This window comes from Actinotignum timonense, assembly GCF_002860685.3.
GTDB classification, from domain to species: Bacteria; Actinomycetota; Actinomycetes; order Actinomycetales; family Actinomycetaceae; genus Actinotignum; species Actinotignum timonense.
This window is the reverse complement of record NZ_CP136960.1, coordinates 1,431,869-1,444,442: the sequence shown is the minus strand read 5'-3', so window position 1 is coordinate 1,444,442 and position 12,574 is coordinate 1,431,869. Positions and strand designations below refer to the sequence as shown.

Annotated in this window: 13 protein-coding genes; 4 read left to right on the top strand and 9 right to left on the bottom strand. The window is 62.7% G+C overall.

Annotated elements, in window-relative coordinates; all coding sequences use genetic code 11:
- The first annotated feature begins 215 nt into the window (after nt 1-215).
- Together CYJ17_RS05945 and CYJ17_RS05940 are read left to right on the top strand one after the other, a co-directional pair.
- A complete protein-coding gene (locus CYJ17_RS05945; RefSeq protein WP_087070923.1) occupies nt 216-557 on the top strand; it encodes a helix-turn-helix domain-containing protein in 342 nt (113 codons plus the stop codon).
- Nucleotides 554-1,402, top strand: coding sequence for an ImmA/IrrE family metallo-endopeptidase (locus CYJ17_RS05940; protein WP_087070924.1), 849 nt, complete (start codon nt 554-556; stop codon nt 1,400-1,402). The genes CYJ17_RS05945 and CYJ17_RS05940 overlap by 4 nt, the downstream gene beginning before the upstream one ends.
- Here CYJ17_RS05940 and CYJ17_RS05935 read toward each other — a convergent pair.
- Nucleotides 1,399-2,553 carry a YibE/F family protein gene (locus CYJ17_RS05935; protein WP_234984513.1) on the bottom strand — a complete coding sequence of 385 codons (1,155 nt, stop codon included), beginning with the start codon at nt 2,551-2,553 and terminating at the stop codon, nt 1,399-1,401. The genes CYJ17_RS05940 and CYJ17_RS05935 overlap by 4 nt on opposite strands.
- Before the next feature lie 191 nt (nt 2,554-2,744).
- Between CYJ17_RS05935 and CYJ17_RS05930 the strand changes: the two genes are divergently transcribed.
- Nucleotides 2,745-3,977 (top strand): lipid II:glycine glycyltransferase FemX, encoded by a 1,233-nt coding sequence (locus CYJ17_RS05930; protein WP_087070926.1) that lies wholly within the window; start codon nt 2,745-2,747, stop codon nt 3,975-3,977.
- Between the two features lie 85 nt (nt 3,978-4,062).
- Here the strand turns inward: CYJ17_RS05930 and murJ are convergent, their stop codons facing one another.
- Nucleotides 4,063-5,865 (bottom strand): murein biosynthesis integral membrane protein MurJ, encoded by a 1,803-nt coding sequence (murJ, locus tag CYJ17_RS05925; protein WP_101595097.1) that lies wholly within the window; start codon nt 5,863-5,865, stop codon nt 4,063-4,065.
- A 15-nt stretch (nt 5,866-5,880) separates the two neighbouring features.
- A complete protein-coding gene (locus tag CYJ17_RS05920; RefSeq protein WP_087070928.1) occupies nt 5,881-7,113 on the bottom strand; it encodes a carboxylate--amine ligase in 1,233 nt (410 codons plus the stop codon).
- A gap of 99 nt (nt 7,114-7,212) precedes the next feature.
- Between CYJ17_RS05920 and CYJ17_RS05915 the strand changes: the two genes are divergently transcribed.
- The gene (locus tag CYJ17_RS05915; protein WP_087070929.1) at nt 7,213-7,449 is read left to right on the top strand and encodes an RNA-binding S4 domain-containing protein; all 237 of its coding nucleotides are present in this window, start codon (nt 7,213-7,215) and stop codon (nt 7,447-7,449) included.
- Here the strand turns inward: CYJ17_RS05915 and CYJ17_RS05910 are convergent.
- From CYJ17_RS05910 to CYJ17_RS05885, 6 genes are read right to left on the bottom strand one after another with little or no spacing between them, the layout of a single operon-like run.
- On the bottom strand, nt 7,446-8,843 hold the full coding sequence (locus CYJ17_RS05910) for a glycine--tRNA ligase (protein ID WP_087070930.1): 1,398 nt from the start codon (nt 8,841-8,843) through the stop codon (nt 7,446-7,448). The two genes, CYJ17_RS05915 and CYJ17_RS05910, sit on opposite strands and share 4 nt — an antisense overlap.
- Nucleotides 8,844-8,888: 45 nt before the next feature.
- Nucleotides 8,889-9,413 (bottom strand): VTT domain-containing protein, encoded by a 525-nt coding sequence (locus tag CYJ17_RS05905; protein WP_035276647.1) that lies wholly within the window; start codon nt 9,411-9,413, stop codon nt 8,889-8,891.
- Nucleotides 9,414-9,415: 2 nt separating this feature from the next.
- On the bottom strand, nt 9,416-9,844 hold the full coding sequence (locus CYJ17_RS05900) for a Fur family transcriptional regulator (RefSeq protein ID WP_087070931.1): 429 nt from the start codon (nt 9,842-9,844) through the stop codon (nt 9,416-9,418).
- The gene (locus CYJ17_RS05895) at nt 9,831-10,691 is read right to left on the bottom strand and encodes a metal ABC transporter permease (protein WP_101657586.1); all 861 of its coding nucleotides are present in this window, start codon (nt 10,689-10,691) and stop codon (nt 9,831-9,833) included. The genes CYJ17_RS05900 and CYJ17_RS05895 overlap by 14 nt, the downstream gene beginning before the upstream one ends.
- Complete coding sequence (locus CYJ17_RS05890) at nt 10,688-11,491, bottom strand: metal ABC transporter ATP-binding protein (RefSeq protein WP_234984515.1); 804 nt, start codon at nt 11,489-11,491, stop codon at nt 10,688-10,690. Before CYJ17_RS05890 ends, CYJ17_RS05895 begins: the two co-directional genes overlap by 4 nt.
- Complete coding sequence (locus tag CYJ17_RS05885; protein ID WP_143231889.1) at nt 11,482-12,456, bottom strand: metal ABC transporter substrate-binding protein; 975 nt, start codon at nt 12,454-12,456, stop codon at nt 11,482-11,484. Before CYJ17_RS05885 ends, CYJ17_RS05890 begins: the two co-directional genes overlap by 10 nt.
- Nucleotides 12,457-12,574: the final 118 nt, after the last annotated feature.

Here is a 12,574-nt window from a genome sequence, read left to right as displayed (position 1 = left end):
GCCGCTTTCCCCGCGTGAGCGGGGGTAACGCCACATTCCAGGTCAAGCATTCCCCCTCATCTTTTGTTTCATGCTAGCAGGGAGAAATGCAGTTGTAAAGACAGGTCTGATGGTTTGCTTACCCCAAAGAATACTCCTTTGACTTTCCATCGGACCACCCGGGTCCAACATTCCGTGGTTCGGGTAGAATCAAAATATAAGGAGCGTGATTCACCGTGAATACTAGCGAAGCCCTCATTGGCGAGCGTATCGTCGCTGCACGCACGCGCGTGGGGATGTCACAACGTGATCTAGCTGCAAGTTCAGGCTTATCCCAGCCCACTATCCACCGGATTGAAACAGGGGTACGACCGGTGGCACTCATCGAACTAACCCTTATTGCGGATGCTTGCGGGGTTCTTGTTGATGACCTGCAAGGAACTCCTACCATTCGCAACACAGTAACCTACGCCGACTGTACTGACGCGGCGAGCTCCGAAGCTCTGGCTGACTACCTTGTTTACGCGCTTGGTTTAGCTCAGCGCCTTGATGACATCGGGATTCCGGAGATGGCATGACTAACGAAGAAATTGCCCGGAAAACAGCAACTCAATTCCGCCGGGAATACGATTTAGGGTGCGCTCCGATTCTCAGTGTGACCCGTCTCGTTGAACACGATATGAACATAGGTGTCGCCTTTGTCAATACCCCTGCACCGGGCCACGGAATGATAATGAGCTTGAAGCAGAGGCAACTAATTGCAGTAGGCTGCGCCGATGACCCCTTGCAGTTACGTTTTATGCTCGCTCATGAACTAGGGCATCTTAAGTTGGGGCATCTTGATCGTAAACTCACCACAACGCAAGAGTGGGGAAAACGTGCTCCGCAAGAGATTCAAGCGGATGCCTTTGCGCGGCACCTGCTACTCCCCTTGGATGCAGCTACTGCTGTAGCACGCGACAAAAAACCTAGCGCGGCCTTACTATCCGATGTAGTCCAAAACTATCTTGTGACACCTGCTGTGGCGGCAATCCAACTTCGCGACGTAGACGCTATTGACCAGGCCACCTGCCAGGAATGGAGGGCCATCCCCGCAGTTGCACTTGCCACGAAATTCGGGTGGCTTTCTGAATACCGGCTTCTAAGCGCACTTTCGCAACAGCCACGCGCACCCCAACATCTCCTTGCCCGGACCCTTGAGGGGTACCGCTGGGGTGCTATCGGCCCAGCGGCTATAGCACTCCTGACGGGAAGAACTGACTACCAAACATTGGTAGAAGAAATTCATGCAGTAGGAATTATTCCCGTGGAAACACCGGACGTTACTGCAGCTACCCCACGCGATACCGGTACAGAACTAACTGCTCAAGAATTGGCGCTTCTGAAGGGGCATTCAGATCTAACCACTCAAGCCACGAGCTAGGCGCTCACCCGATCCCGCCCCGGTGCCACGGGGGCGAGGAGCGCGGCTACCGCCGTCGTCAAAGGAATCGCCAAGACCAAGCCAACGGAAGCGGCCAGGGTGCGGGTGATCTCCTCCGCTATCTGCTCCACCTGCATGAGGTCAAGGAACGACCGCTGGTAAATCGAGGCAAGAATAAGAAGGGGCAGCGAGGCCCCCACGTAGGCAAAAGCCAGCGTGTAAACGGTCGAGGCAATATGGTCACGCCCGATGGCCATCCCGCGGCTGATGAGGCGGCGGCGCGGCGTACTCGGAGATTCGGCATGCAACTCCCAAATGGTGGAAACCTGGGTAATAGTGACATCATTGAGGGCCCCCAGCCCGGCCAGAATAATCCCCGCCAGCAGCAGCGTGCGCATATTGATACCGCCCAGGCTCCAAGACAGCATCGCGGTTTGTTCCCCGCCCGTACCGCTCAAGTTTTGGGCGCCCACCGCCCACACCGCCACCGCCGTGGTGATAAGAAGCCCGAGGAAAGTGCCGATAATCGCGGTGGTGGTGCGGATAGAAATACCGTGAGCCAAATAAATCGAGGCGAACATCATCGCCGAAGCCCCGGTGAGCACCACCGCGAAAGCATTCCCGCCGCCGGCCAGCGCCGGAATAATAAAGAAGCCGACCACCAGGAGGGACACCCCTAGGCCCGCGAGCGCCGCCAGCCCCTTCCAACGTGCCACCGCCACAATGACCAGCACGTACAGTCCGGCGAGCAACGCCAGAGGCATCCCGCGCTCAAAATCAACGAAAATATGGGCGGTGCCCGAGGTGACCATAGCCGGGTTGAAACGGGCTTCGATTACGTCGCCCACTTCCAGCCCGGAGGCCACCACCTCGGCGGGGACGTGCACGGGAACCGGCACGCCCTCAACCTCCATCTCCACCGGGGTCTGGCCCTGGGCATCCGTCTGCCCCACCGAGGTAATCGGCCCGCTCACCATCTGCACGCCCGGGGAATTCAGCGGAATAGAGCCCACCGGGGACTCCCCGCGCGGCCACAGCACCACCAGCGCAATCGCGGTGAGAAGCGCGAGGGGAACAACAATAGCGGCAAGTACGCGCCCGACCTTGCGGCGCACTCGCGCCGGGACCTCAATATCTGAATGATGATGCACGCCTTCAGGCTACCGGCCCGCCGCCGCCCGTGGGAGAAGCGCGCGCCCTGGTGCCACGAGGCGTGGCGGCGCGGGTACGGTGCGTACGGCGGGAGACGGCGCGGCGGGACGGGGCGCCCGCGCCGTACCACCACACCTGGGAACCGGTGTTTCCTCCCGCCGCCGCGATACTCAATCGCTAGACTGTATACATGCATTTCACCACCTTGACCACCGAGGAATACGCTTCCGCAACCCGCCACAGCCCGCGGCTTTTCCTCGCCCAGCTTCCCGAATACGGCCAGTGGCGCACCGAGCAAGGCGATGCCGTTGATTATGTGGGGGTGCGTGAGGGCGCGCAGGTGCGCGGCGTCGGCCTTATTACCTACCAGCCGTGGAAAAAGCTGTTCACCCGCGCCATTATTACCAATGGCCCCACCCTGGATTGGGAGGATACCGAGCTGGTGGAGTTCTTTTTCGCGCAGCTCGCCGCGTATCTTGCCACCAAGAAGCGGGTGATTGCGCTGCGCATCACCCCTAATGTGCCCGCCGCTTTCTATGAGGACACCACGAAAATTGCGGATTCGCCCCTGGGGGCGCGGGTGACCGAGCAGCTGCGCGCGGCCGGGTTCCAGCATATTCCCGTGGACCCCAATGACCCGGCCGATATTCATTTTATTTATACGAAAGATATTGCCGGGAAGACTTTCGAGGAGATCGCTGATTCCCTCACGAAAACGATGCGCCGCCAGGTCAAGCACGTGGGGCGCTACGGCGTGGAGGTGCATACCGGCGGGGTCGAGCTGTGGGATACCTTCCACCAGCTTTATGAATCCTCGCGCGAACGCACCGAGATGGCTGAAATCTCGGATTATTCCGCGCAGCTGTATACCGGGATGATGGAGAAGCTGGGCCCCGAGCGCGCTTTCCTCGCGATTGCCTACGCGCATCCGGCCACCTACCTGGAGGAGATCACCGCGAATATTGCCCGCCTCGATGAGCAGATCGCGCAGAATTCCACCGAGCCGCGCACCCGCAAAAAGGAAGGCGCCCTCAAGGAGCTCGGCAGCCAGCGCGCTTCCCTCCTCAAGCAGGAAACCGAGGCCCGCGATTTGGCGCAGCGTTACGGCAATAATGTGCCTTTTGCCGGGGTTCTGGCTTTCCGCTGGGGTGATGAGCTGGTGCAGCTGCTCCGCGGCTTCAACAAGGATTTCACCACCTATAACCGTGATTATCCAGTGGAATCGACCCTGCTGCGCTGGGCGGCCGCCCACGATATTTCTACCTACAACACCCTCGGAATTTCAGGTATTTTCGACGCCACCGGCCCCGATTACCCGGTGCTCGAGTACAAGCGCAAGCTCAACGGGAACGTGGAGGAATTCATCGGCACTTTCGCACTGGCCTTGCGCCCGGAAGCTAAGCTCACGGGCGCTTTGATCTAGCGGTTCCGGCACGCTACCGGGCCGCACCGGGTACGACGACGGGGCTGCGCCGCCGGCGCAGCCCGGCTAGCTGCCACTAAGCTGATTAGCGGCGGCGTAGGCGGGCCAGGATCCTACCCACGGGGCGGAAGAGCACGTCGATTTCTTCCATTTTTGCCAGCTTCATGCCACCCACGTAGACCAGCACCATGACGCTTCCCCCCACGATGAGGGCCAGGAGTGCTTGCGCGGGGCTCATGGGGCTGAAGACGGGGCCCACCAGGCGGGCCGCCCCGTAGCCGGCCGCGGCTGCCAAGCCGGAAATCCCCAAGAGTTTGAGATGGAAGGAAGCCAGGACTGCGCCGTCGACCCCACCCATCCGCGGCGAGAGGTGCCACAGCATCACGATGACCGCAAAAATATTGGCGAGTGAGCCCACGATACCCACCGCCCACACCACGTGCTGGGGCGGGAGTAGCGCGCAGAAAACCGTGAGCACGCAGGAGGCTCCCTGGAACGGCAAGCTAATGAGGAAGGCGCCGCGGGTGTCCTCGAAGGCGTAGTAGACGCGGTCGAGCACGCTCACCGCGCCGATGCCGAAAAGCCCGAGGGCCATGGAGGCCACCACTTTCCCGAGGGTGACGGCCTGCTCCGCGCTCGAAGTAATAGCGAAGAGGCGGGAGACGGGCACCGCGAAAACCATGAGGCCGATGGCGGCCAGGAACATGATGGTGGAGACGATGCGTAGGGTGCGGGAGACGTCGCGGCGCATCCGGTCCTGGTCTCCGTCTGCCGCGGCCCGCGAGATGCGGGTGAAGACCGCGGTGGCGATGGAAACCACGAAGAGTGAGGTGGGCAGGGAGTAGATCGTGTAGGCGGTGTCGTAGGCGAAATTGCCCGCCACGTACTCGGAGTTCATCCCCATGCGAATGGCCCGGTCAGAGGCCCCGGCGGCGGCATTGGAGATGAGCGCCGTCGGAATAATGGAGGTGACCATCATGAGGAGCATCCACCACGAAGCCCGGCCGGCCGCTCCCAGCCCGGAATTGCGCCACCGGAAATCAAAACGGAAATGGATACCCAGGCGGCGCAGCGGCCAGATGAGGATGAGGGCTTGGGCGACGATCCCCAGGGTGGAAATACCGCCGAGCCAGCCCACCCGCGAGGCGGTCCAGCGCCCCGCTTCCAGGGCGTCTTCCGGGGTTGCCGAACCGAACAGCGCGAGGATGGCGAGCATCCCGAGCACCGCCACAACGTTATTGAGAGCCGGCGCCCACATATAGGGCCCGAAGTTTTCGCGGGCGTTGAGGATCTGCCCGATCACGGTGTACATGCCGTAGAAGAAAATTTGGGGCAGGCACCAGTAGGCCCAGGCCACCGTGAGGCGATACCAGTCCTCGGACATGGTGGCGGCCATGACCTTGACCACGGCGGGAGCCGCCAGGGTGATGAGCACGGTCACCGCACCCAGCCCCACAATCGCCACGGTGAGGAGCTTGTTAATAAAGGCAGCGCCTTCTTTTTCCCCCCGTTTGGTGGCCCGCACAATGGCCGGCACCAGCACCGCATTGACCAGGCCCCCCACAATAATCATGTAAATAAGATTGGGGAGTTTATTGGCAATCCCGAAAGCGTTGCCGGCCGGCGAGGTCAGGCCCACCACCGCGCCAAGCAGAATCGGGGAGCGCACCAGGCCGAGGATACGCGAGACGAGCGTGCCGAAGAACATAATGATGGAGGCCCGCGCGGCGCTCGCGCTTTTTTCGCTCGCGGTATTCTCGCTCGAGCTGGCGGAAGTTTCGGACTCGGGGCCGGCGGCCGCCGATTCCGCTAGATCCGGGCGGGCGTCCGCACGGTCAGCGGCCACAAAATGCCGTCCGCTAGGGCGGCGCGGGGGGAAGAAACGCATGCTTCGAGCTTAGCCTTAGAATCCAGATTCGGTGGGATGCGGATAGAAGCGCCGCATTTTCTGTACCGCGCGAATATCGGAGAGCATCCGGAACAGGGTGCGCTTGGGGTGGCGGTCCTTGCTGTAGGCGATCGGGTTGATCACCGGGCCGTGCCTCCGCACCCGCCGCACCTGCTCGGCCAGCTGCGGATCGCGCAGGTAGTGGCGCCCCGCCAGCCAGGCGGGAATAATCGCGAAAATCCCGGCGCGGTTGACCCGCTGGAGCGGCGCGGTTTCCCCGGCCATATCCGCCACCAGGGCGCGCGCCAGATTCACCCCGCCCACTTTAAGGTAGTAGTGCCCGCGCCCGGCCCGCGGATTGAGGTCCAGCCAATAGGCCCTGCCGGTACGCGGATCAATTTTCACGTCCATGGAGAAGAAGCCGCGCAGGCCCACCTCGCGCACAATCCGCTCGGCGCGGTCGGTGAGGAACCCCTCCGGATCGGTGAGAATAATCCCGGCGTTGCCGATGAGCGAAGGCTCATGCAGCCCGAGCAGCACCCTCCCCGAGCCAATAGCGCTCAGGTGCCCGCGCGAATCGATATACCCATTGACAACCCACTGGGTGGTGTCATCTCCCGGAATAAGTTCTTGAGCGATGAGGTCAATATCGACCTGGCGGCCGGCAAGCGTGGCAAATTTCGCGCGGGCCGGCGCGGCGTCGTCGAATACCTCCACCTTTTTCAGGCCCGTGGCGTACAGCGAGGTAGGGTTATCCGCGCGCGCGGGTTTGACGACGATGGGGAAGGGCAGCGTAGCGAGCGCCGCGTCCCAGGTCTCGGGTTGGGAAAGATGTACGACGGCGCGCCGCGGGGCCGCCTCCCCCACCTTTTCGTACACCTGCGCCATCGCCTCTTTCGAATTGGCGAGGTCCACGACGTCCGGCGCGGCGAAGGGGAAGAACCAGTTGGAGGCGAGGCGATCCCGGTTGCGCACAATAACATCCACGCCCTCATCAACATTGACGAGGCAGATGAGGCGGCGATCCGCGAACTCCGCGGCCAGGGAATTGAGCAGCGCCACGAATTTTTCTTCGTCCTCCATAATATGGCGTTCGCAGTAGCGCACCGAGAGGATGGAAGAATTATTAATATGCCCGCGCGGGTATTCGGCGACGACGAGCGAGGTCACCCCGTAGGTCTCGTGGAACAGCCGCGCGAAACTATAGGCTTCCACCTCATTACCGAAGATCACCGGCAGTGCATCCATACGTGTTCTCCCTCCGCGCCCGGCCGCGGGCATGGTCATTATGCTAGCAGCGCCGCGCTAAAGTAGAAGGCAGCACTCCGCCCGCGTGAAAGGACCATCGTGACCGAAGCCGATATCCCCAGCATTGAGGTTCGTTTGCCGATTAAGCTCGGCCAGTTCGTGAAATTAGCATCGCTGGCCGCCTCCGGTGCCGAAGCCCGCGAGCTTATTGAAGCGGGCGATATTAGCGTGAACGGCCAGGTGGAAACCCGGCGCGGCAGCGCGCTGAGCGACGGCGATGTGGTTGCCCTCGCCCAGCCGCGCGGTGCCTTGCGCGTGCGGGTAGCGAGCCTCTAGCAGCCCACCAGTTTCTGGGCCAGGAAGCCCTCCACCTTCTCCAGCGGGATCCGGACCTGCTCCATGGTGTCACGGTCGCGGACCGTCACCGCCTGGTCTTCGAGGGTGTCGAAGTCCACGGTCACGCAGTACGGGGTGCCAATTTCATCCTGGCGGCGGTAGCGGCGCCCGACCGCTCCTGCGTCGTCGAAATCAACATTCCACGAGGCCCGCAAGCGCGCGGCAAGATCCGCCGCCAGGGGCGTGAGCTTCTCGTTACGCGAGAGCGGGAGCACCGCGGCCTTGACGGGTGCCAGGCGCGGATCCAAGCGCAGCACGGTACGCTTATCCACCCCGCCCTTGGTATTGGGGGCTTCATCCTCCACGTAAGCATCCACGAGGAATGCCATGAGCGAGCGGGTCAGCCCGGCCGAGGGCTCAATCACGTAGGGAACGTAGCGCTCCCCGCTGGCCTGGTCGAAGTAGGACAGATCCTTGCCCGAATGCTTGATATGGGTGGTGAGGTCGAAATCGGTACGGTTGGCGATGCCTTCCAGTTCGCCCCAATCCGAACCCTGGAAACCGAATTTGTACTCGATATCCACGGTGCGCTTGGAGTAGTGGGAGAGCTTTTCCTTGGGATGTTCGTACAGGCGCAGGTGCTCCGGGTTAATCCCCAGGTCCTTGTACCAATCCAGACGCTGGTCAATCCAGTACTGGTGCCATTCTTCATCCTCCCCCGGCTTGACGAAGAACTCCAGTTCCATCTGCTCGAATTCGCGGGTGCGGAAAATGAAGTTTCCGGGGGTGATTTCGTTGCGGAACGACTTGCCGATCTGGCCGATGCCGAAGGGCGGCTTCTTGCGCGAGGTGGTTTGCACATTCGCGAAATTCACGAAAATACCCTGGGCGGTTTCCGGGCGCAGGTAGTGCAGGCCGGATTCGTCTTCCACCGGGCCGAGGGTGGTTTTCAGCATCATATTAAAATCGCGCGGCTCGGTCCATTGGCCCTTCACGCCGCAATGCGGGCAACCCAGCTCCGCGGTGGGAATGGAATCCGGGTCGTCAATATGCTTCTTGGCGGCCAGCGCTTCCTGGAGCTGGTCCATGCGCAGGCGCTTGTGGCAGTTGAGGCATTCGATAAGCGGATCGTTGAACACGCCGACGTGCCCGGAAGCAACCCACACTTCCCGCGGCAAAATAATGGAGGAGTCGATACCCACAACGTTATCGCGACTTTGCACCATGTAGCGCCACCACTGGCGCTTAATATTTTCTTTCAGCTCGGTTCCCAGCGGGCCGTAATCCCAGGCCGAGCGGGTGCCGCCGTAGATTTCCCCGGCGGGAAATACGAAACCGCGGCGCTTGGCCAAAGAAATAACGTTATCGAGACGGGAGGGAGCAGGCTTAGCCAACGTTGTTCCTTTCTATTGCGCGCATCCGGATGATGCGTGGCCCGTCTAGTCTACCGCCGCGCCCGTTTCCGCGCGGTCCCGGCCGGTGCGGAAAACGAAAAGGAAATATGCGACGACGACGCCCAGTACGACCACTGCGGCAATTCCCCACGGGTTACCGAAAATAGCGGCCCAGACCGCTCGCAGGGCGAGCATGCCCACCGTGGAGTAGATCGCCGCCCAGCCCAGCCAGCCGGGCAGCGCGGCCAGGGTGAAACGCCAGCCGCTCATGCGGGTGAGCCCAGCACCGATAAGGATGACGGTTTGCACCCCGATGGTGAAGAAGCACAGGGTGACGAGGGGCCAGCCGCGCCGCGCCACCCGCTGCGAGGCCGCGATCACGCGCTCGTCATGCGCCCAGGCCCAGGCCCGGTGGGCGAGGCGGTTGCGCGGCTCGCGCTGCCGGGCCACCAGGTAGGCGGCATAGCGGCCCAACCAGAAAGTAGCGCTGGAACGCAAGGACACCACGAGGAAGAGGAAAAGATAGACGAAGGCGAAGGAACGCCCGGCCAGGAATGAGAAGGAATCCATGCTTAGCGGCCCATTCCTTCCCGGTTCCGGCCGTTATGCTGCCCGGCGCAATCGGCGCAGACCCCGATGAGTTCAAGGGTGTGATCCACATCCGAGAAGCCGTTCGCGGTGGCGATGGAACGCACCCAATCTTCGGCCCCTTCCAGCGCGATTTCCACGGTTTTCCCGCAGCGCCGGCACATGAGGTGATGGTGGTGCTCTTCGGTTTCGCAATAGCGGTAGAGGGTTTCGGTGCCCTCCTGCATAGTGTCAAGAATCCCCTCGTCCGCCATCGCCTGCAAGGTGCGGTACACGGTGGCCAGGCCGATGCGCCGGCCTTCCCGGGAAAGTTTTTCGTGGAGCTCCTGGGCGGAAACGAATTCCGGGATCGTCTCCACCATCTTCGAAATGGCGATCCGCTGGGCAGTTACCCGCGGTTTAGACGCGTTCATGAACCCTCCTGTGGTTGCGCCGTACCAGTGTGGACATGATTGCCACAACTGCGTACCCGGCAATGAGAATCACCGCGATCATAGCCCCGGGAGAGGCAGAAACATAGCGGGTAATGACCAATCCGACAAGTGCAGCCCCGCATCCGAGCCCCATGGCCAGGCACTGGGTGTGCGCCAGGGAGGAGCACACCAGTTGGGCGGTGGCCACCGGCACGATCATCATGGCCGAGACCAGCAGAATTCCCACCACCCGCATGGAGACCGCCACCGTGAGGGCCGCCGTGACCGCGATGAGGATGTTAAAAGCCCGTACCGGCAGGCCCGAGGCCCGCGCGAAGTCTTCATCATTGGTCACGGAGAAGAGCGGGCCGCGCAGCCCGATACCCACCGCGAGGATAACCACGGTGAGGGCCACGGTGTACCACACGTCCTGCCCCGTGACCGTGGTAACCGAGCCAAAGAGGTAGTAGTTGAGGTTCGCCGTCGTACCACCCGCGAGGGAAATAAGCAGTACCCCGCACGCAATACCGCCGTAAAACAGAATCGCGAGCGCGGTATCTCCCGAGGTGATTCCCGAGGAGCGCACCCATTCGATAATGAGCGCGCCGAGCACCGCGATAATAAGGGCGCCGGGTACCGCGAAACGTTCGGGTTGCCCGTGCAACCAGGTGCCGGTCAGCCAGCCGAGGGCCACCCCGGTGAGGGCCACGTGGCCGATGCCGTCGCCCATGAGGGCCATGCCGCGTTGGACGAGGTAGCTGCCCACTATCGGCGCGGCCAGCCCCACGAGCACCGCCACCAGCAGCGAGCGCATCATGAGGGGCGAGGAAAGAATATCTGCGATCATTGCGCCACTCCCCCGTGCACGTAGCCATCGGATACTTGAATATCGCGACCCACCAGGTGGGCGAGTTCCCCGCGTTCGTGGAGCACCATGACGAGAGTAAGACCCGAGCCGTGCAGGCGGGTGAGGATTTCGGCCAGGTCGGCGCGGGCGCGGGCATCGATCCCGGCCAGCGGTTCGTCAAGAACCAGCAGATCGGGGCGGCGCACCAGCGCGCGGGCAATCATGACACGGTGCTGCTGCCCGCCGGAAAAGACCCGCACCGGGTCCTGGGCGCGGTTTTCCAAACCCACCGCCGCGAGGGCCTCGTAGGCGGCGGCGCGGGCCGCTTTCCCTTTATCCGCGAAGAGGTGGCGCCCGGAAAGTAATCCGGAGCGCACCACTTCCAGGGCGGTGGCGGGCAGGTTGCCGGCGTGCACCATCGACTGGGGCACATAGCCCACTCGGTGCCAGGGCACCTGGCGGGGGCGCGCGGTATCCGCCCCGAATATCTGCGCGGTTCCGGTATGGGGTACGACGCCGAGAAGCCCTTTGACAAGGGTGGATTTACCCGAGCCGTTGGGCCCGAAAATCCCCACCGACTCCCCGGCCGCGATCTCCAGGTGAGCCGAATGCACGATTTCGCGCCCGCCCAGGGTAATGCACAAATCGCGGGCGAGGAGAGCCGGGGAAACCGCGGGCTGCGCCGGTATCGCGCCCCTAGCCGGTGCCGGAGACGTTCCGGGTGCTGCGCCCGTACCCGGTGCCGGGGACGTTCCGGGTGCTGCGCCCGTACCCGGTGCCGGGGCCGGGCTTACTGGCACTGCAATCCCTCACGCAGGTGGGCGAGGTTGCTATCCATAATGGCCAGGTAGCCCGCGCCCTCCGGATCGGCTTCCGCGGTGCTCAGCGAGGAAAGCTGCGCGCCGGTTTCCGCCGCGATGGCCTCCGCGGTTTTCGCCGGGCTATTGGCTTCCGCGAAGATGGTGCGGGTCCCGGTTTCCGCCATAATGCGTTTCACTTCGGAGATATCGAGCGGGGAGGGATCTTGATCCGGGTCGATCCCGGCGATCCCCACCTGGACCAGGTTGTAACGGTCGGTCAGGTAACCGAAAGCCGCGTGGGAGGACACCACCGTGGTGGTGGCGCACTGGGCCAGGCCGGTAGTGTAGCGCGAATTCAGATCGGTGAGCTCTTGCTTGAGGCGCGCGAAATTCGCCTCGAAATCACCGCGATGTTCCGGATCCATAGAGGAGAGCGAAGCGGTGATCGCTTCGGCTACATCTTGCATACGCACCGGATCAAGCCAGAAATGCGGGTCGAGGACGCGCCCGGCTTCGGTAGCTTCATCCCCGTGATTATCGGCCAGGCCGCGGTGGTGGACCAGCTTCGCGGCATCGGCCAGGTTCACGGCGTTACCGGCCCCGATGGTGGAAATAGCCGCGTCGAGAGAGGGCTGGAATCCGGAGACGTAGAAGATAACATCCGTGCTTTCCAGCTCCGCGACCTGCTTCGGAGAAAACTCGTAATCATGGGGTTCCACATTGGTGGGGGTGGCGGAGGTGACCGTCACGTAATCCCCGCCGATCTGTTCGGCAAGCCACCGGATCGGGGTGAAGGATGCCGTCACGCCGATGCGCGCGGTATCCGCGCTCGATGCGGCTGCGGAGCTTGAAGTGCCATCCGCGGGCGAGGTCGAGGAGGGCTGGCACCCGGCCAGCAGGGCGGTGGATCCCAGCAGCGCCGTGCAGCTAAGCAGCGCCGCCATACGAGTCAAAGTTTTCTTCACCCGCCCAGTCTACCCAACGCGCCCGGTGGCGCGTCGCGGCGGCCCGCGCCAGTGGCGCGTAGCCGCACCGTCCCCGACTCGCGGCACCCGGGCCCGCCGACCGCGCGTAGCCGCTGCA